This is a genomic window from Cellulomonas sp. NS3 (assembly GCF_024757985.1).
Classification (GTDB): domain Bacteria; phylum Actinomycetota; class Actinomycetes; order Actinomycetales; family Cellulomonadaceae; genus Cellulomonas_A.
In genome coordinates this window covers 665,287-682,139 of record NZ_CP103289.1, presented here as the reverse complement: position 1 = coordinate 682,139, position 16,853 = coordinate 665,287, and the positions used below count along the sequence as shown (strand labels likewise).

Sequence of the window (16,853 nt, the reverse complement as noted above, 5' to 3'; positions counted from 1 at the left end):
TCCGGCCGCCCGCACCCGCTGTCCCTCGTGCGCAGCGCCCGGGCCCCCTCCGGCCCGGGCGGTGCACGTCTCAGTCCGCCCGCACGACGGTGTCGCGCAGCGTCGAGCGCAGCAGGGGCCGGCTCGTCTCCGTCGCGGCGAGCATGAGCAGCACGCCGCCCGCGAGGAAGCCGAGCACGAGCAGCAGCCCCGAGCCGTCGGTCGCGCTCGCGGCGCCGAAGACGAGCGCCGACAGCACGAGCGCGACACCGGCGGACGTGCCGGCCACGAGCAGGAGCGGCAGCAGCACCTCACGTCGCCGCGCCGAGTCGAAGAGCTCGACCGGGACGCCCGCGAGGCGCTGGAGGGCGTGCTCGCGGCGCCGGTCCAGCACCGAGGCCGCCTGCTGGATCCCCGCGGAGACGGCCGCGACCGTGAACGAGATCGCGAGCGTCAGGAGCCCTCCGGTGACGACGTCCTGCAGCAGGAGCCTCTCGACGGGGTCCGTGCCGACGGGGTCCGTCGAGGCGATCGCGGGGAGGATCGACAGGCACCCGGCCACGAACGCGGCGAGGCCCAGGCCCCCGACGACGCGCCACGACGCGCGCGGGTCGTCGACGAGGCGCCGGGCCGCGAGCAGCGTCGCGGGGCTGCGGGCGCGCCACGCCATGAGCCGGCCCGTCAGACCGATGATCCAGGGCCCGACGAGGTTGAGCCCGACGAACGCGAGCGCCAGCATCCCGAGCATGACCCCGTAGACCACGGCGGCCTCGAGGTCGCTGACCACCTTGGTCACGGCGACGAACCCGCCGAGCGCCACGACCAGCAGCAGTGCGCGGTACCAGCGCATCCCGGGCGGCGTCTGGCGACGGGCGACCCCGAGCGGCGAGACGACGACCCGGCGCAGCGAGACCGTGCCGCTCACCGCCGCGAGGAGCGGGACCCCGAGCAGCACCGCAGCCAGCGCCGGCACGCCGACCCACAGCTCCCCGGCCGTGAACGGCACGCCCTGGAACGGGATCCGCGTCCACACCGGCATCAGCGCGGCGTAGCCGACCGCCCCGGCGAGCGCGCCCACGAACCCCTGCAGCGCGGTCTCCACGACGGTCAGGGCGACGACCTCGGCCGGCGTCACCCCGAGGAGCCGCAGCGTGGAGAGCCGGGCATCGCGCCGCGCGACCCCGAGCCGCGCCGCCGCGCCGCCGAGCGACACCAGCGGCACGAGCAGCAGGACCGCCGCGATCGCGGCCATGATCACGTACGGCCCGGCGTCGAACGGGGTGAAGGGCGCGGGCGGGTCGTCGGCGCGCTCGACGAAGCCGAGCAGGCCCCCGAGCACGCTGAGCGTGAACGCCGTCGTCACCCCGAACGCCGCGACCGCGAGGCCCGTGGTGAGCGACCCGCCCGAGCGGTGCAGCCGGGGGGCGAGTGCGAGGACCGCCCTCACCGGGCGCCGCCGCCGTCGGTCACGTGCCCGTCACGCACGTGGATGCGGCGCGAGCACCACGCGGCGACCTGCTCGTCGTGCGTGACGAGCACGAGGCTCGCGCCGGCCGCGGCGGTCGCGCCGGTCAGCGCGCGCATGACGTCCGCCCCGGTGGCCTGGTCGAGCGCGCCGGTCGGCTCGTCGGCGAACACCACCTCGGGCCCCGTGACGAGCGCCCGGGCGACCGCGACACGCTGGGCCTCGCCGCCGGACAGCTCGCCGGGCCGGCGGCCCTCCTTGCCGGCGAGCCCGAGCGACCCCAGCCACTCGGCGGCCCGGCGCGTCGCCTCCGCGCGGCCGACGCCCTGCAGCATGAGCGGCAGCGCGACGTTCTCGACGGCGGGCAGCTCGCTGAGCAGCTGGCCGAACTGGAACACGAACCCGAGCCGGCGGCGGCGCAGCATCGACCGGTCGCGCTCGTTCAGCGTCCCGATGTCGGTGGCGCCGAGCCGGACCGTCCCGGCGTCGGGCGCGAGGATCCCCGCGAGGCAGTGCAGCAGCGTCGACTTGCCCGAGCCGGACGGGCCCATCACGGCCACGGTCTCGCCGGCGGCCACGTCCACGTCGACGCCCGCGAGCGCCGTCGTCGCACCGAAGCGCTTGACGACGCCGCGCGCCGAGAGTCGCGGGGCGCCGGGGCTGTCGTGGGGGGTCGGCTGCGGGAGGGGTCCGGGGTGTCCGGTGGCGGCGTGGGGCATGGCTCGACTCTCGTCGCCCGCGGCACCCCGGGGCGTCGCCGCACGGGTGGGTCCGCACGGGCCCGGCGTCCACCCACGGGCGCGCGGCCCGTCCCCCTGCGGGGGTGCGACGGGTCCCCCTGCGGGGGTGCGCCGGCCCGTCCGGGGCCCGCGATGATGGCTCCATGACGAGCGCACAGCCCCGTCCGCCGGTCGCCCCGCTCGACGAGCAGGCGGCGGCGCACCTGTGGCAGGACTACCTGGCCGCCCACCCCGAGCACGCCTGGGACACCCCCACGGTCGAGCACTTCGGTGACAGCGCACCGCTCGCCGACGAGCTGCTCGACCTCGTCCTGCACGGCCCCAAGCGCGCGACGGCGACGCTCCTGGGCGACTTCGCGGCCGAGGGCGCGCTCCCCCCGCGCATCGGCTCGCACTGGGTCGCCTGCGACGGCGCGGGTCGCCCACGCGTCGTGCTGCGCTCGGTCGAGCTGCGCGTCGGGCCCGTCCACAGCGTCGACGACGCGTTCGCCCGGGACGAGGGCGAGGACGACCGGACGCGCGCCACCTGGCTCGAGCAGCACCTCGGGTACTGGCGCCGGACGTGCGCCGCACGCGGCGTGGAGCTCGACGAGTCCGCCGAGGTCGTCTTCGAGCGGCTGCGCGTGGTGTGGCCGCCCGAGCACGCGGACCGGGCGACCCCCTAGACACGTCCCTCCTGAGGGACGGTAGACAGCGAGATGAAGGCTCGGAGAGTCTCCGGATGGCTTCCCGCAGCCCTCGTGTTCACTCCTCCAGCGATCGCTGCGCTCATCATCGCCGCGATCGAGGGTGACGCTGGAGCATGGTTCTGGGCCGTTTCCCACGCCCTCATCGCCGTTGTCGCGGACGCCATGGTGATCAGAGATCTGACGGGCCGCTCCCGACGGTCGGGCTGAGCACACGGTACGACGATGGGGCGACGCGGCCTGCTGTGGCTCGTGGGCGTCGACGTCGGCGGTTGCGCGGCGACGGCCGGTGTCGGGATGCTGACCGCCGGGGGTGGAGATGGGTCCGGACGTCGCGGTGCGCCGTGAGCAGGCTGACCTGCTCCTGGTGGTCCTGCTGCTGGTGACCGCAGCGGTGCAGCTCATGGTGATGGCTCTGCCCGCGTCCGCAGCCTTCGACGCCGCGGAAGCCGCGGCCATCCTCTTCCGCATCGGCGCCGCCAGCTGGCTGGTCACCACCCGGAGACGCGACCGCAGCCCGCGCACGTTCGTCGTCATCCTCACGCTCGACGTGCTGCTGTTCCTCGCGAGCTACGCGCTCCTCGGACGTGCCGGGAACGCCGGGGTCCCCCTGGCCCTGATCAGCCGGGTCCCCTTCATCGTCGCGGTCCTCCCGCTCCGGCAGGCCCAGTTCCTGACCGGCCTCATCCTGATCGGGTGCGACGGGATCCTCCTGTGGCAGGTGACCCAGGGCAACCCGTTCCCGGCCGGGCTGGCGCTGCTGTTCACCACCGTCGTGCTCGTCACCGCGTACACCGTCCGCGCCCTGACCTCCTCGCTCGCCGCCAGCGCCCGCGGTGCACGCGAGCTCGCCGCCCGGCTCGAGCACGCCGCGCTGCACGACCCCCTCACCGGGCTGCCCAACCGTGCCCTGTACGCCGACCGCCTCGAGAACGCGGTGGCCCACACCCGGCGCACCGGCCGCGACGTCGCCGTCCTCCTCCTCGACCTCGACCGGTTCAAGGACGTCAACGACACCCACGGCCACGCCACCGGTGATGCCCTCCTCGTCGCGGTCGCCGCACGACTGCGGGCCGCCGTGCGCGCCGGAGACACCGTCGCCCGCTTCGGCGGCGACGAGTTCCTCGTCATCGTCGACGACGTCACCGCCCCCACCGACGCCCTCGACGTCGCCCGCCACCTCCGGGACGCCCTGACCCGCCCCTTCACCCTCGACGACCTGCAGATCCGGTCGAGCGCGAGCATCGGTGTGGCCTTCGCCCGCAACCGCACCCACGAGCTCCCCAAGGTCCTGCGCGAGGCCGACATCGCCATGTACCGCGCGAAGGCCGAGGGCCCGGGCCGTATCGAGGTCGTCGACCCGGCGTCCAGCACCTCCTCACGCCCCGCCCTCGACGGCCCCTAGCCGACGCACCGCACCTGTCTCAGCGGCATGGGCCGGTCACCCGGGTCGGTGGACGGAGGCACCGGTCACCCACGACGTCCCGACGACGCCCCTAGCCCGCGAGCCCCACGTCCACGAGCGTCTGGCGGACGGCCGCGACCTCGGCGGCCACGAACGCGTCGAGCTCGGGGCCGGTGAGGAACGCGTCCGACCAGCCGTGCTCCGCGAGCGCCGCCTGCCACTCCGGGGTGCCGTGCAGCGACGTCAGGAGACCGCCGAGCTCGTCGAGCCGGGGCTGGTCGAGCGTGCCCGCCGCGGCGACGCCACGCCAGCTCGTGAGCACGACGTCGACCTCCTGCTCCTGCAGCGTGGGCACGTCCGGCAGCACGGGCGAGCGCTCGGCTCCCGAGACCGCGAGCGCGCGCAGGCTCCCCGAGGCGAGCAGGTCGGCGTGCTCCGAGACGTCGGCGACGGCGGCGCGCACGCTGCCGTCGAACAGCGGGTCGAACGACTCGCCGGTGCTGGGCTGCGGGACGTAGCGCAGCCGGGTCGTGACCTCCGGCGCCGGAACGCCCGCCCCGAGGAGCATCCGGATCGCGAGCAGGTGGTCGGCGCTGCCGGCCGGCCCGCCGGTCACCGGGACCGCCGCCCCGTTCGCGAGGATGTCGTCGAGCAGGTCCGACACCGTCCGGTAGGGCGAGTCGGCGGTGACGACGACCGCGAGCGGCTCGTCGGTGAGCCGCGCGAGGGTCCGCACGTCGTCGAGGGTCGCGGCCGCGTCGGTCAGCTCGACGGCGCCGACGAGCGTGTCGCCGAGGACGAGCAACGAGCCCGGGTCGGCCTCGCCGACGAGCTGGGTGAGGCCGACGGTGCCGTCCGCGCCACGATAGTGAACGATATCGACACCGTTCACCATACCACCCGCGGCGAGCGCGCCGACGAGCGCCTGGCCCGTCGCGTCCCACCCCGTGCCCGGCTCGGTCGGTACGTGGACGGAGAGCCGCTCGCCCGCCGCGGTGGTCTCGACGACCGGTGCCGGCTCCGCGGCGCCCCGCTGGTCGGCCTCCGGGCCCGAGGTGCCGGGGGTGCACGCGGTCAGCGCGGACGCCAGGGCCAGCACGGCCGAGCCCAGGGCAAGTCGGGTGCGCACGCGCGTGCTGCTCCGCATCGATCCTCCTCGATCAGCGCGCCCGTCCCCGACGGCCGCCACGGTGCGAAAACCTTATCGAAGGCCTCCCCGCCGGCCTGGAGGTTTGCTGGTCACACCTTCCGGGCGCCCGCCGACCGCGTCGCCTCAGCGAGGTCGAGCACCAGCACGTCGGAGCCGCCCTCGCGGCCGACCACGACGAAGCCGCGCCGCTCGTACATCCCGCGGGCGAGGTCGTTGCCGTCCTCGACGCTCAAGCTCACGGCGCGGGAGCCGTGCGCGCGGACGGCGCCGAGGCAGCCGTCGAGCAGCGCCGACCCGACGCCCGCGCCGCGCCGCGCGGGCAGCACGCCGAGCGAGAGCTCCGGCACGTCCTCGGCGACGAAGCCCCACCCGCGCCGGCCCGTGGCGAAGACGCGGGCCCACGCCGCGCCGAGCGGCTCACCGGCCTCGTCGAGCGCGACCACCCCCACGTCCCCGGACCGTCCCCAGCCCTCGACGTAGCGGACGAGGTGGTCGTCGGTCGGCACGTCGGCGGCCGTGACGCGCTGCTCGCCGCCCCAGTTGACGGCCTCGGCGACGAGGTCGGTGAGCAGGTCGAGGTCGGTCGTGGAGGCGGGGCGCAGCAGCATCCGGACATCGTGCCGGACGCCCCCGAGAACCGCCCGGAAAATCCGTTCAGAACCGCTGCATCCAGACGTGCCCCCCGCGCCGTAGTGGAGGTGTCAGCACGTCAGCGCCCCGCAAGGGCCCACACCCTGGAGCACCTCATGCGTACCCGACTGATCACCGCCGGCGCCGCCGGCCTCGCCCTCGCCGCCACGGCCGTCCTCCCCGCCTCGGCCGCGACCCCCGGCAACGCGTCCCTGTCCGTGCTGCACGGCGTCCCGGGCCTCACGGTCGACGTCTGGGTCAACGGCGAGCGCACGCTCGACGACTTCACGCCGGGCACGCTCGCCGGCCCGCTGGACCTGCCGCCGGGCACGTACAGCGTCGCGATCACCGCGGCCGACGCCGCCGACGCGAGCGCCCCCGCGATCGGCCCCGTGGACCTCCCGCTCCGGGCCGACACGAGCTACACCGCGGTCGCGCACCTCGACGCCGCGGGCGCCCCGACGGCGACGCTCTTCACGAACGACACCTCGACGATCGCCGCGGGGCAGGGCCGCCTCACGGTCCGCCACACCGCCGCGGCCCCCGCGGTCGACGTCCTCGCGGGCGGCAGCGCCGTGATCTCGAACCTGTCGAACCCGAACGAGCAGAAGCTCGACCTGCCCGCCGGGACCGTCTCGGCCACGGTCGCCGCGACCGGCACGACGGCCCCCGTCATCGGCCCGGCCGACGTCGCCGTGAAGGAGGGCACCAGCACCATCGTCTACGCCTGGGGCAGCCTCGAGGCGGGCAACCTCCAGCTCGCGGTGCAGACCATCGACGGCCTGCACTCGGCGCCGGGCGGCGTGCCGTCCGGTGAGCTCGGCCTGGCGAGCGAGACGCCGGCGACCTCGTGGGCGGTCGCCGCTGCGCTCCTCGCCCTCATGGGCGGCGTGCTCGTGGCCGCCCGTCGGCGGGTCTCCGTCGCGGTGACGCGCGACTGACCCCGCCGGGTGCGGCGCCCCGCTTCCCCGCAGGGGCGCCGCACCCACCAGCCGTGGCGGTGGGTGCTCAGCGGCGTGCACCCACCGCCACCTCGGCACGACCGCACCCACCCGCCGCACCGTTCCCCGCACCACCGAGCACCGTGAGGACCCCGATGACCGCCGACCGGACCACCCGCCGCCCCGCACCCCGGGTCGCCGCGCGGCACGCGCTGGCCGTCGCGCTGCTGGCCTCGCTCGTCGCCACCGGGTGCGCCGCGGACCCCGAGCCGGTCGCCGCCGCACCCGCCGCGACCGCGAGCCCCACCCCGACCGCAGGCGCGCAGGAGCCGGTGCCGGACGTCCCGCTCCAGGCCGCGACCCTCGGCGCGCAGCCCGCCGCGGACGAGCGCCGCCCCGTCGACCTCGTCATCCTCGACCGCGCGATCCAGGTCCCGGTCGACCCCGTGGGCGTCGCCGAGGACGGCCAGATGGAGATCCCCCCGCTCGCCGAGCGCGCCGGCTGGTACCGGTTCGGCTCGTCCCCCGGCGACCCGTCCGGCACCGCGGTCGTCGCGGCGCACGTCGACTCGGTCGCGTCCGCGGGCCTCGGGCCGTTCGCGAAGCTCGGTGACGTCCAGACCGGCGACGTCGTCGACGTGACGCTCGACGACGGCACCGCCGTCCGGTACGCGGTCGTCGACGTCGTCCGCGTCCCGAAGGTCGAGGCCGTGTGGGACGAGGTGTTCGTGCGCGACGGCCCCCCGCGCCTCGTGCTGGTCACGTGCGGTGGGGTGTTCCAGCGCGAGGTGGGCCACTACACGGACAACGTCATCGTCACGGCGGAGCCGGTCGGTGCATGATGTCCGTCGTGGCGGACGCACCGCCCGCACCGAGCGCGACCGCGACGAGGAGGTCCCCGCTGTCCACGCCCTCGCCGGTCACGCATCTGCGCACACCCCCTGAGTGGGACGACGACGCGGTCGCACGCGCGTTCGCGGCCGGGGACGAGCTCGCCCTCGCCGAGGCCTACCGGCGCTGGTCCGCGTTCGTGCACACGCTCGCGCTGCGCTCGCTGCGGGACGCGACCGACGCGGAGGACGTGACCCAGCAGGTCTTCGTGAGCGCGTGGCGCGGGCGCAGCGGGTACGACGCGAGCCGCTCGCCCCTGCGGGCCTGGCTCACCGGGATCACGCGCAACGCGATCGCCGACGTGCACGCGCGCCGGGCCCGCGACCAGCGCGACGCCCTGGCCGTCGCCTCGACCACACCGCCCGCGCCCGAGCCCGAGACGGCCCAGCTCGCCGAGCGCCTCATGATCACCGACGAGCTCAACCGTCTCGGGGAGCCCCAGCGCACGATCCTCGCGCTCGCGTTCTACGACGACCTCACGCACGACGAGATCTCCCGACGGCTCGCCCTGCCGCTCGGGACCGTGAAGAGCCACATCAGACGCAGCCTGCTGCGTCTGCGCGACAGGTTGGAGGTGGTGGAAGGTGGAGCACGTTGACCCGGAGGTCCTCGCGCTGGCGTCGCTGGGCGAGCCGCTCGCGGACGACGAGCACGAGCACCTGGCCACCTGCGCGCAGTGCTCCGACGAGGTCGCCGCGCTGTCCCAGGTCGTCGCCGTCGGCCGCTCCTCGGCGCCCGGCGACACGCTCGTGGCACCGCCCGCGGCGGTGTGGGGCCGGATCCGCGACGAGCTCGGGCTCGACCCCGCGCTGGTCCCCGGCGTGGGCGGCCCGGCGACGGCGTCCGGCGGGACGGGCGCCGCGGCGCCGGGCTCGGCCGTGCCGGACTCCGCTGCGCCGGACTCCACTGCGCCGGGTTCTGCTGGGCCGGACTCTGCTGCAGCGGACACCTCGGTGCCGGACACCTCGGTGTCCGGGCTGCCGGTCGCGCCCGGCGCTCCCGCACCCTCGGGACCGGCGTCGCCCGCGCCGGGCGGCTCCGCGGGCGACGGCCTCGCGCCGGTCGTCGAGCTGCGGCGCCGGCGCACGGCCTGGGTCGCCGCGGCGGCCGCGGCCGGGCTGGTCGTCGGCGGCGTCGGCGGTGCCGTGTGGATGGACCGGGTCCGGGCCGGCGAGCGCGCCGCGGTGGTCGCCGAGGTCGCGCTCGACGCGCTCCCCGGCTGGTCGGCGAGCGGCGACGCGTTCGTCGAGCAGACGTCGGACGGCGCCCGGACCCTCGTCGTCACGCTCGACGGCGACGTGGACGACAGCGCCTTCCGGGAGGTCTGGCTCATCGACCGCGACGTGACGAAGCTCGTGAGCCTCGGGGTGCTCGAGGGCACCGACGGCCGGTTCTCGATCCCGGCGGGGCTGGACCTCGCGGAGTTCCCGGTGGTGGACGTCTCGGAGGAGCCGTTCGACGGCAACCCCGCGCACTCGGGCGACAGCATCATCCGCGGCGTCCTGCCCGCGTAAAGGGCCGCTCCCGGAGGCCCCGCCCCGCGTCGCGGCGGCTCAGGTCGCGGCGGTCGGCTCGTCCTCCTCGGTCATCGGCGGCTCGCCCTCGTGCGAGTCGGGCAGCGGGTCCGGGTCGACGGCGAGCGTCGGCAGGTCGGGCTGCTGCGGGTCGAAGCTGTCGGGGATGTTCTCGCTCATGCGTCCACGCTGGCACCGCCGGTGGGCGTCCGCATCCGCACGCGCTCGGGCATAGCGCGACGCTATGAAGCCATGCACGACCTGGCCTACCGGCCGCCCCGCCGCACGGGCACCGTGGTCACGTGACGCTCGCACCCGCACCTCCCGGACCGCACGCGGGCCCTCGTCCGGCCGGGGTGCCGGCACACGACGCAACCCCGACACCGGCACCCGCACCCGCACCCGCGAGCGCCCCCCGCACGGGCCCCGCGGCGCCGACCGCCGCGACGCAGACCACCGCGCCACCGCGCACCGCAGCACGCCTGCGCGCCCTGGCCCCCGGGCTGCTCGCCGTCGCCGCACTCACCGCCGCCTGCCTCCTCGCCGCCGGCGCCCTGCCCACGGTCTCCCCGCTGCTGCTCGCGATCGTCGTCGGCGCCGTGGCGCGCAACGCGGGTCTCCTGCCGGACGCCGCGCGGCCGGGGGCCGCATGGGCCGCGCGCCACCTGCTGCGGGCCGGGGTCGTGCTGCTCGGCCTCCAGCTCTCGCTGCCCGCCGTGCGGGCGCTGCGGCCCGGCGAGGTCGTGCTCGTGGTCGTCACGGTCGCCGCGACGTTCACGGCGACCCGGTGGGCGGGCGCCCGGCTCGGCGTCGACCGCCGCACGACGCTCCTCCTCGCGACGGGCTTCTCGATCTGCGGCGCGGCCGCCGTCGCGGCGATGAGCGCCGCCGTCCCCGCGAACCGTCCGGACGCCCGCACGGCGGACCGCACGGCCCCCGGCACGGTCACCGACCCGGACCGGCCCGACGCCGCCGTCGCGACCGCCGTCGCGATGGTCACGGTCTTCGGGTCGCTCGCGCTCGTCGCGATGCCGCTCGCGCAGGCGCCGCTCGGTCTCGACGACCGCCAGGTCGGGGTGTGGATCGGGGCCTCGGTGCACGAGGTCGCGCAGGTCGTGGCGGCCGCCTCGGGCGTCTCGGCGGCGGCGCTCGCCGTGGCCGTCGTCGTCAAGCTCGCGCGCGTCGTGCTGCTCGCGCCCCTCGTCGCGGCCGTCGGCGGGCTCGAGCGCCGCCACGAGCGCACCCGCGCCACCACGACCCGCGCCGCTGCGGGCGGCCCGCCGCACCCGGGTGCGGTGAGGGCGCCGCGCCGCCCGCCGCTCGTGCCGCTGTTCGTCGTCGGCTTCCTCGTGGCGGTCGCCGTGCGCGGCGTCGGCGTGCTGCCCGACGCCGCGCTCGACGGCGCCCGGGTCGCGGGCACGGCGCTGCTGACGGCGGCGATGCTCGGGCTCGGCGCCGACGTGCACGTGCCGACGCTGGTCCGCACCGGCGGCCGGGCGCTCGCGCTCGGCGCGGTCTCGACGGCGGTCACCACGACCGTGAGCCTCGCGGGGCTCTACCTGCTGGCCTGACCCACCATCGCGACGAGCTCGCGCGCCGCGGGGCTGAGGTCGCCGTGCGTGCGGGTCACGAGGCGCAGGCGCCGGCCGAGGTCGAGGCCGTCGGTCGGGACCCGCACGAGCGTGCCGTGCGCGAGCTCCGCGGCGACGGCCAGGTCGGAGACGACGCCCACCGCGTCGCCCTCGTGCAGGGCGGCCTTGACCGCCGCGGTCGACCCGAGCTGCGGGAGGTCCGCCGCGAGCGCCTCGCCGGCCGCCTCGATCGCGCGCTCGAGCGTGTCGCGCGAGCCGGAGCCCTTCTCGCGCAGCACGAGCGGCCCGGTCGCGAGGTCGTGCGCCGTGACCGGCTCGCGGCGGCGGGCCCACGGGTGCTCGGGGTCGACGACGACGACGAGCTCGTCGCGCGCGACCGTGCGCATCCGCAGCCCGCGCAGCACCTCGGTGCCCTCGACGAACCCGACCTCGGCCTCGCCGTCGAGCACCGCGCGCATGACGCCCGCGGAGTTCCGCACGATGAGCTCGACGGCCGCGGGGGTGCGCTCGATGTCGTCGCTGCTGCGGCGCCGCCGCCACGCCCCGAGCCAGCCGGGCACCAGGTGCTCGGCGACCGTCAGCGAGGCCGCGACGACGAGGTGGGCGGTGCCGCCCTGGCCCCGCAGCGCCGAGACGCTCGCCTCGAACGCGTCCGACGCGGTCAGCACGTCACGCGCCCAGGCGGCTGCCGCGGTGCCGTCCTCGGTGAGCACCGAGCCGCGCGGTGACCGGTCGACGAGGCGCAGGCCGAGCGAGCGCTCGAGCCGCCGCACTCCGGCGGAGACGGTCGGCTGGGAGTGCCCGAGCGAGCGTGCGGCGGCGCTGATGCTGCCGCTGGTGTCGATCGCGACCAGCAGCTCGAGCGACGTGAGCGAGGTCCGGGCCATCGATCGACCCTATGCCCGCCGGTCGACGCGGCACCGTCCCGGGCGGCACGGGCTCGCCGCGGCTGTCGGGGCGGGCGCGAGCGGCGGGGTCAGGCGCCGCACGCCTCGCGGACCGTGCCGCCGACCGCCGGCCGGATGTCGTCCTCGGTGAAGCCGAACGGCTCCGAGAGCTCGGCGACCGTGCCGTCGCGCAGCAGCCGCCGCAGGACCCGGCCGAACGGGGCCGCGAGCGCGGAGTCGGTGGGCCGGAACGCGAACGCGGCGAAGCGCTCGGTCCCGCCGTCCGCCGCGAAGACCCCCGCGACGCGCACACCGCTGTCCCGCCCGCGCGCCATCCAGCGCACCGCGACCGACGACAGCGCGACCACGTCGACCGACCCGTCGAGCAGCGCCACCCGCAGGCTCTCCGGGTCGGGCAGCGCGAGGGCGCGCTCGGGCGGCAGGCCGCCCGCCGCCAGGTCCGCCTCCTCGACCGACCCGCGGAGCACGCCCACCCGCAGGGCCGGCTCCGCGACGAGGGCGTCGTAGGAGCCCAGCTCGCGCTCGTCGTCGGACCGCACCGCGAGGCCCTGGTGCACGCAGTTCACGGGGTCCGAGAACCGGACCTGCGCGCAGCGCTCGGGCGTCACGGCGATGCCCGCGGCGATCACGTCGAACGCGCCCCCGAGCAGGCCGGGGATGAGCCCGGGGAAGTCGGTGACGACGCCGCGCACCTCCTCGATGCCGAGGCCGGCCAGGACCGCGCGCGCGACCTCGACGGACTGCCCGGTCGGCCGCGCGCCGCGGGTCATGAACCCGAACGGCTGCTCGTTCGCGATCCCGAGCCGCAGGTACCCGGCGCGACGGCCCGCGGCCAGCAGGTCGTCGCCGCGCGCGCACCCGCCGAGCAGCACCGTGGCCGCCGACGCGACGCCGGCGGCGAGCACCGAGCGTCGGCTGATCACCGCACGCCCGCCGGGGCCTCGTGCCCGGGGGCGAGGCCCGCCTGCCCGTCGGCGGCCATCGCGCCGGCGAGCGTCCCCGGCCGGCCGAAGACGTACCCCTGCGCGAGGTCGCACCCGAGCGTCCGGACGTGGCGCAGCAGCTCGACGTCCTCGACCCCCTCCGCGACGACGTCCGCGCCGAGCGCCCGGCCGACCGCGACGACGGCCCGCACGATGTGCGCGGCGCGCTCCGCGGCCTCGGGCGACGGGTCCGCGAGCCCCTGCACGAACGCCCGGTCGATCTTGAGCAGCGTCACGGGGTAGTCCCGCAGGCGCGCGAACGACGAGTACCCGGTGCCGAAGTCGTCGACCGCGACGCCGATCCCCGCGTCCCGCAGCGCGACGAGCGTCGGCAGCACCCGCTCGTCGTCGGCGAGCACGCTCTCCGTGACCTCGATCCCGAGCCAGCGCGTCGGGACGTCGAGCTCGGTCAGCAGGTCGACGATGCCCGCGGCGACGTCCGGCCCCGTGAGCTGGCGCGCCGACACGTTGACCCACATCCGCACGTCGCCCCCGCAGCGCCGGTTGTGCTCGGCGACCGCGACGACCGCGTCGCGCATGATCCACCGGCCGAGCCCGACGATGAGCCCGGTCTCCTCGGCGACCGGGATGAACTCGCACGGGGGGACGTTGCCGCGGGTCGGCGTGGACCACCGCATGAGCGCCTCGACGGCGATCGTCTGCCCCGTGCGCAGGTCGACCTCGGGCTGGTACGCGACGCCGAGCTCGTCGCTGCCCGCCGCCCGCCGCAGGTCCGCCGCGAGCTGCAGGCGCTGGCGCGCGGTGTCGCCCAAGCCCTCCTCGAACCACCGGAAGCACGCGCCGCCGGCGGCCTTCGCGCGGTACATCGCGACGTCCGCGAGCCGCAGCAGCTCGTCCCAGTTCTGCGCGCGGTCGCCGCTGTGCACGACGCCGAGGCTGCAGCCGACGGTGAACTCCTCCTCGTGCAGCACGAACGGCTCGTCGAACGCCTCGACCACCGAGCGGGCGAGCGCCTCCGCCCGTGCGCGGCTCGTGTCGGGGACGACGATGACGAACTCGTCACCACCGAGCCGCCCGGCCACGCCGCCGCGCGGGGTCAGGGACTCGGCGCGCTGCGCGGCCAGCACGAGCAGCTCGTCGCCCAGGCCGTGCCCGTAGGAGTCGTTGACGAGCTTGAACCGGTCGAGGTCCAGCAGCAGGACCGCGACGCCGCGCCCGCGCGTGCCGAGCATCCACTCGGCGCGCTCGCGCACGAGGACGCGGTTCGCGAGCCCCGTCAGGGGGTCGTGCATCGCCGCGTGCCCGAGCCGGCGCTCGGCGTCGCGGCGCCGCGTCATCTCGCGGGCGGCGACCAGGACCGACTCGACCCCGTCGTCGAGCGCCCCCTCGGGCACGGCGCGCAGCTCGTAGAACAGCGGCCCGACGTCGACCGACGCGGTGCGCGTCACGGCGGGGACTGCGGCGCCCGAGGGGTCGCGGGACCCGTCGCCCGGCGCGTCCCCCGGCGCGTCCCCCGGCCCGTCCCCCGCAGCGACGCGCAGCTGCCCGTCCGACCCGCCGGCCGTGACCTGCGCCGCGAGGTCCGCGACGGCCGCGAGGAGCGTGTGGTGCGTGGCGAGCTCGGCGACGGGCCGCCCAGGCCAGTCCGCGGGCAGCGGCACGAGGTCGATCAGGGCCTGGTTCGCGAAGAGCAGGCGCCCGTCGGAGCTCACGCGGGCGAGCGCGTCGGGCGTGCTCGACGTGATGGTCTCGAGCTCGCGCGTGCGGCGGCGCAGGTCCCGCGTGCGCGCCTCGGCGGTGGCGACGGCACGCCGCTCCGAGTCGGCCTGCACGACGAGCACGAGGGCCGCGAGCCCGGTGATGACGAGCCCCGCCAGGAGCACGGGCAGCGACACCCAGGGCGCGACGCGCGTCGAGGACCCGGTGAGGGTCCAGGTCCGGTCGAGCAGGGTCACGTCGACCGCGGTGGCGTCGGCGGGGCGCTGCCCGGGCTCCGCCACGGGCCCGCTGGTGGAGAACGCGGCGAGCTCGACGCCCAGCTCGTCGTCGACCACGCTCACGGCGACACCCGGGTGCAGGTGGCGCATGCTCTCGCCCAGGAACGAGTCGAGGCGGAACGTCACGACCGTCCACCCCGTGAGTGCCGAGCGGCGGGCGTCGACCGTGCCGGGCGTGTCCGCGCCCTCCCCGTAGACGGGCACCGCGATCGCGGACTCCGCGGCGCCGGGCCCCGTGGCGCCCGACCAGAACGGTGCGCTGAGCCGCGGCTCGCCGCTGTCGCGCGCCGCGGCGAGCGCCCGGCCGACCTCGTCGAGCCCGACACCGTCGAGCAGCGCCGAGCTGCCGTACGAGGCGGACTGCCGGACCTCGGCGCCGGCGCCCGAGCCGCCGCCCTGCTCCTCGACGTCGAGCGGGACGGCGCCGGTCGCGCGGTCCTCGGCCGGACCCGGCGCGACCCACAGCACCGCACGGGTCGCGACCGAGCGGTCCTGGACGTCGAGGGCCTGGATGCGGCCCGCCCACGCGTCGGGGTCCGTCCCGGCGTCCGCGGGGCCGACGAGGGTCGCGGCGAGCGCGACGCCGCGCTGGACGTCGAGGCGCGTCGGCAGGGCGCTCGAGGCGATCGCGAGCTCGCTCGCCACCTCGACCCGTTCGTGGTCGCGCAGACGGTGCTCGTCGAGCGCCGCGGACGCGACCGAGAGCGCGACGCCCACGGGCACCGCGATCGCCGCCGCCCAGTGCATGCGGCGCCGGCCGGGTCGCCTCGGCACGGCAGATCCCATCGGCGAGCCCCCTTCGCCGGGCGCGCCAGTCGTCGCCCCCTCCGTCATTGATAGCCGCGCGGGGGGCGGTCCGACAAACACGGGGCCCCGGATCGGGGCAGAACGGACGGCCCGCACCCGAAGTTCACCCGCTCGGCGCAGACGCGCGCGCCCGCCGGTGCCCGGAGGGTGCGCGCCGCGGCCGTCCTGCGTGTCCACTGCGCGCGCCCACCCTCCGGGCGCCCGCGCGTGCACCTAGACTCGCGCCCGTGATCTTCAAGGCTGTGGGCGAGGGCAGGCCCTACCCGGACCACGGGCTCGTCACGCCCCGCGAGTGGGGCACGGTCCCGCCCCGCCAGGTGCGCCTCGACGAGCTCGTGACGACCAAGCGCACCTTGAACCTCGACAACCTCCTGTCGGAGGACTCGACGTTCTACGGCGACCTCTTCGCGCACGTCGTGCAGTGGAAGGGCGTGATGTACCTCGAGGACGGCCTGCACCGCGCCGTGCGGGCCGCCCTCCAGCAGCGCCCGATCCTGCACGCGCGGGTCCTGGTGATGGAGTCATGAGCGTCGACCCGGACCGCGCCCGCACCCTGCGCCGGCGCCAGGTGCACGAGCGCCAGGCCGTCGTGTTCGGCGTGCTGCTCGCGTCGCTCGCGCTCGCGGGCCTCGGCGCGGCCGCCGTGTACACCGACACGGTCGACGTCCCGTTCCTCGCACGCGACTTCTCCACGCCGAGCCCCACCGCGGGCCTCGCGGTCGTGGCCCCGTGCCCGCCCGCGGGCGCGATGCCGGCGGCGGCCGGCACCGTCACGGTCAACGTCTACAACGGCTCGGGCCGCCCGAACCTCGCCGGCTCGACGCTCGGGGACCTCACGACGCGCGGCTTCGTGGCCGGCGCCACCGGGAACGCGGCGCCGCTCAAGGGCGTCGGCCGGATCTCCTACGGGGCGTCGGGCGTGGCGTCGGCCTACGCGCTGTGGGACCACCTCGACGAGGTCGAGCTCCAGCTCGACGACCGTGCGGACGCGACGGTCGACCTCGCGCTCGGCGAGGGCTTCGAGGGGCTGGTCCCCGCGGACGAGGTCGTCGGCGACGCCGCCGCCCCGATCCCGACGCCGACCGGCTGCGTGCCGCTCGAGCAGCTCACACCCGTGCCGGTCGTCGGCCCCGCTCCCCCGGCGGCCGAGGGCGAGGCCGCCGGCTGACCCACCGACCGTCGCGTCGAGGGGTGCCGCGGCACC

Annotated in this window: 17 protein-coding genes; 9 read left to right on the top strand and 8 right to left on the bottom strand. The window is 76.8% G+C overall.

Annotated elements, in window-relative coordinates:
• Positions 1 to 70 precede the first annotated feature (70 nt).
• Together NXY84_RS03140 and NXY84_RS03135 are read right to left on the bottom strand one after the other, a co-directional pair.
• Entirely contained in the window at positions 71 to 1,426 is a 1,356-nt protein-coding gene (locus tag NXY84_RS03140; protein WP_258725716.1) for an FtsX-like permease family protein, read from the bottom strand.
• Complete coding sequence (locus NXY84_RS03135) at positions 1,423 to 2,163, bottom strand: ABC transporter ATP-binding protein (protein WP_258725715.1); 741 nt, start codon at positions 2,161 to 2,163, stop codon at positions 1,423 to 1,425. The genes NXY84_RS03140 and NXY84_RS03135 overlap by 4 nt, the downstream gene beginning before the upstream one ends.
• Positions 2,164 to 2,327: 164 nt before the next feature.
• Here NXY84_RS03135 and NXY84_RS03130 point away from each other — a divergent pair, with 164 nt between their 5' ends.
• Both NXY84_RS03130 and NXY84_RS03125 read left to right on the top strand, forming a co-directional pair.
• Positions 2,328 to 2,849 (top strand): ASCH domain-containing protein, encoded by a 522-nt coding sequence (locus tag NXY84_RS03130; RefSeq protein ID WP_258725714.1) that lies wholly within the window; start codon positions 2,328 to 2,330, stop codon positions 2,847 to 2,849.
• A gap of 340 nt (positions 2,850 to 3,189) precedes the next feature.
• On the top strand, positions 3,190 to 4,275 hold the full coding sequence (locus tag NXY84_RS03125; protein ID WP_258725713.1) for a GGDEF domain-containing protein: 1,086 nt from the start codon (positions 3,190 to 3,192) through the stop codon (positions 4,273 to 4,275).
• 91 nt (positions 4,276 to 4,366) lie between these two features.
• Here NXY84_RS03125 and NXY84_RS03120 read toward each other — a convergent pair whose 3' ends face one another.
• Together NXY84_RS03120 and NXY84_RS03115 are read right to left on the bottom strand one after the other, a co-directional pair.
• Positions 4,367 to 5,422, bottom strand: a complete 1,056-nt coding sequence (locus tag NXY84_RS03120) for a tripartite tricarboxylate transporter substrate-binding protein (protein WP_258725712.1) — start codon at positions 5,420 to 5,422, stop codon at positions 4,367 to 4,369.
• Between the two features lie 92 nt (positions 5,423 to 5,514).
• A complete protein-coding gene (locus tag NXY84_RS03115; RefSeq protein ID WP_258725711.1) occupies positions 5,515 to 6,033 on the bottom strand; it encodes a GNAT family N-acetyltransferase in 519 nt (172 codons plus the stop codon).
• Between the two features lie 138 nt (positions 6,034 to 6,171).
• On the opposite strand from NXY84_RS03115, the gene NXY84_RS03110 reads away from it, so the two are divergent.
• The 4 genes from NXY84_RS03110 (at position 6,172) to NXY84_RS03095 (ending at position 9,401) form a co-directional block, all read left to right on the top strand.
• Positions 6,172 to 6,996, top strand: coding sequence for a DUF4397 domain-containing protein (locus NXY84_RS03110; RefSeq protein WP_258725710.1), 825 nt, complete (start codon positions 6,172 to 6,174; stop codon positions 6,994 to 6,996).
• A gap of 155 nt (positions 6,997 to 7,151) precedes the next feature.
• Positions 7,152 to 7,838 (top strand): class F sortase, encoded by a 687-nt coding sequence (locus NXY84_RS03105; RefSeq protein ID WP_258725709.1) that lies wholly within the window; start codon positions 7,152 to 7,154, stop codon positions 7,836 to 7,838.
• Positions 7,839 to 7,846: 8 nt separating this feature from the next.
• Positions 7,847 to 8,485, top strand: a complete 639-nt coding sequence (locus NXY84_RS03100; protein WP_396126366.1) for an RNA polymerase sigma factor — start codon at positions 7,847 to 7,849, stop codon at positions 8,483 to 8,485.
• Positions 8,472 to 9,401, top strand: coding sequence for an anti-sigma factor (locus tag NXY84_RS03095; RefSeq protein ID WP_258725708.1), 930 nt, complete (start codon positions 8,472 to 8,474; stop codon positions 9,399 to 9,401). The genes NXY84_RS03100 and NXY84_RS03095 overlap by 14 nt, the downstream gene beginning before the upstream one ends.
• A gap of 39 nt (positions 9,402 to 9,440) precedes the next feature.
• On the opposite strand, the gene NXY84_RS03090 is transcribed toward NXY84_RS03095, so the two are convergent.
• Positions 9,441 to 9,581 carry a chromosome partitioning protein gene (locus NXY84_RS03090; RefSeq protein ID WP_258725707.1) on the bottom strand — a complete coding sequence of 47 codons (141 nt, stop codon included), beginning with the start codon at positions 9,579 to 9,581 and terminating at the stop codon, positions 9,441 to 9,443.
• A 122-nt stretch (positions 9,582 to 9,703) separates the two neighbouring features.
• Here NXY84_RS03090 and NXY84_RS03085 point away from each other — a divergent pair, with 122 nt between their 5' ends.
• The gene (locus NXY84_RS03085) at positions 9,704 to 10,972 is read left to right on the top strand and encodes a YeiH family protein (protein ID WP_258725706.1); all 1,269 of its coding nucleotides are present in this window, start codon (positions 9,704 to 9,706) and stop codon (positions 10,970 to 10,972) included.
• On the opposite strand, the gene NXY84_RS03080 is transcribed toward NXY84_RS03085, so the two are convergent.
• From NXY84_RS03080 to NXY84_RS03070, 3 genes are all read right to left on the bottom strand, one after another.
• On the bottom strand, positions 10,957 to 11,880 hold the full coding sequence (locus NXY84_RS03080) for a LysR family transcriptional regulator (RefSeq protein ID WP_258725705.1): 924 nt from the start codon (positions 11,878 to 11,880) through the stop codon (positions 10,957 to 10,959). The two genes, NXY84_RS03085 and NXY84_RS03080, sit on opposite strands and share 16 nt — an antisense overlap.
• Positions 11,881 to 11,969: 89 nt before the next feature.
• Positions 11,970 to 12,824: a transporter substrate-binding domain-containing protein gene (locus NXY84_RS03075; protein WP_258725704.1), complete on the bottom strand. Its 855-nt coding sequence runs from the start codon at positions 12,822 to 12,824 to the stop codon at positions 11,970 to 11,972.
• A complete protein-coding gene (locus tag NXY84_RS03070) occupies positions 12,821 to 15,628 on the bottom strand; it encodes a bifunctional diguanylate cyclase/phosphodiesterase (RefSeq protein ID WP_258725703.1) in 2,808 nt (935 codons plus the stop codon). The genes NXY84_RS03075 and NXY84_RS03070 overlap by 4 nt, the downstream gene beginning before the upstream one ends.
• Positions 15,629 to 15,876: 248 nt before the next feature.
• Between NXY84_RS03070 and NXY84_RS03065 the strand changes: the two genes are divergently transcribed.
• Both NXY84_RS03065 and NXY84_RS03060 read left to right on the top strand, forming a co-directional pair.
• The gene (locus tag NXY84_RS03065; protein WP_034627795.1) at positions 15,877 to 16,176 is read left to right on the top strand and encodes a type II toxin-antitoxin system VapB family antitoxin; all 300 of its coding nucleotides are present in this window, start codon (positions 15,877 to 15,879) and stop codon (positions 16,174 to 16,176) included.
• Entirely contained in the window at positions 16,173 to 16,817 is a 645-nt protein-coding gene (locus NXY84_RS03060) for a LytR C-terminal domain-containing protein (protein ID WP_258725702.1), read from the top strand. The genes NXY84_RS03065 and NXY84_RS03060 overlap by 4 nt, the downstream gene beginning before the upstream one ends.
• Positions 16,818 to 16,853: the final 36 nt, after the last annotated feature.

What these genes read in the sequence shown, in the direction of transcription:
- NXY84_RS03135 (WP_258725715.1), bottom strand. Translation starts at nt 2,163, where the DNA reads ATGCCCCACGCCGCCACCGGACACCCCGGACCCCTCCCGCAGCCGACC.
- NXY84_RS03110 (WP_258725710.1), top strand. Translation starts at nt 6,172, where the DNA reads ATGCGTACCCGACTGATCACCGCCGGCGCCGCCGGCCTCGCCCTCGCC.
- NXY84_RS03060 (WP_258725702.1), top strand. Translation starts at nt 16,173, where the DNA reads ATGAGCGTCGACCCGGACCGCGCCCGCACCCTGCGCCGGCGCCAGGTG.
- NXY84_RS03070 (WP_258725703.1), bottom strand. Translation starts at nt 15,628, where the DNA reads ATGGGATCTGCCGTGCCGAGGCGACCCGGCCGGCGCCGCATGCACTGG.
- NXY84_RS03080 (WP_258725705.1), bottom strand. Translation starts at nt 11,880, where the DNA reads ATGGCCCGGACCTCGCTCACGTCGCTCGAGCTGCTGGTCGCGATCGAC.
- NXY84_RS03105 (WP_258725709.1), top strand. Translation starts at nt 7,152, where the DNA reads ATGACCGCCGACCGGACCACCCGCCGCCCCGCACCCCGGGTCGCCGCG.
- NXY84_RS03115 (WP_258725711.1), bottom strand. Translation starts at nt 6,033, where the DNA reads ATGCTGCTGCGCCCCGCCTCCACGACCGACCTCGACCTGCTCACCGAC.
- NXY84_RS03120 (WP_258725712.1), bottom strand. Translation starts at nt 5,422, where the DNA reads ATGCGGAGCAGCACGCGCGTGCGCACCCGACTTGCCCTGGGCTCGGCC.
- NXY84_RS03130 (WP_258725714.1), top strand. Translation starts at nt 2,328, where the DNA reads ATGACGAGCGCACAGCCCCGTCCGCCGGTCGCCCCGCTCGACGAGCAG.
- NXY84_RS03090 (WP_258725707.1), bottom strand. Translation starts at nt 9,581, where the DNA reads ATGAGCGAGAACATCCCCGACAGCTTCGACCCGCAGCAGCCCGACCTG.
- NXY84_RS03125 (WP_258725713.1), top strand. Translation starts at nt 3,190, where the DNA reads ATGGGTCCGGACGTCGCGGTGCGCCGTGAGCAGGCTGACCTGCTCCTG.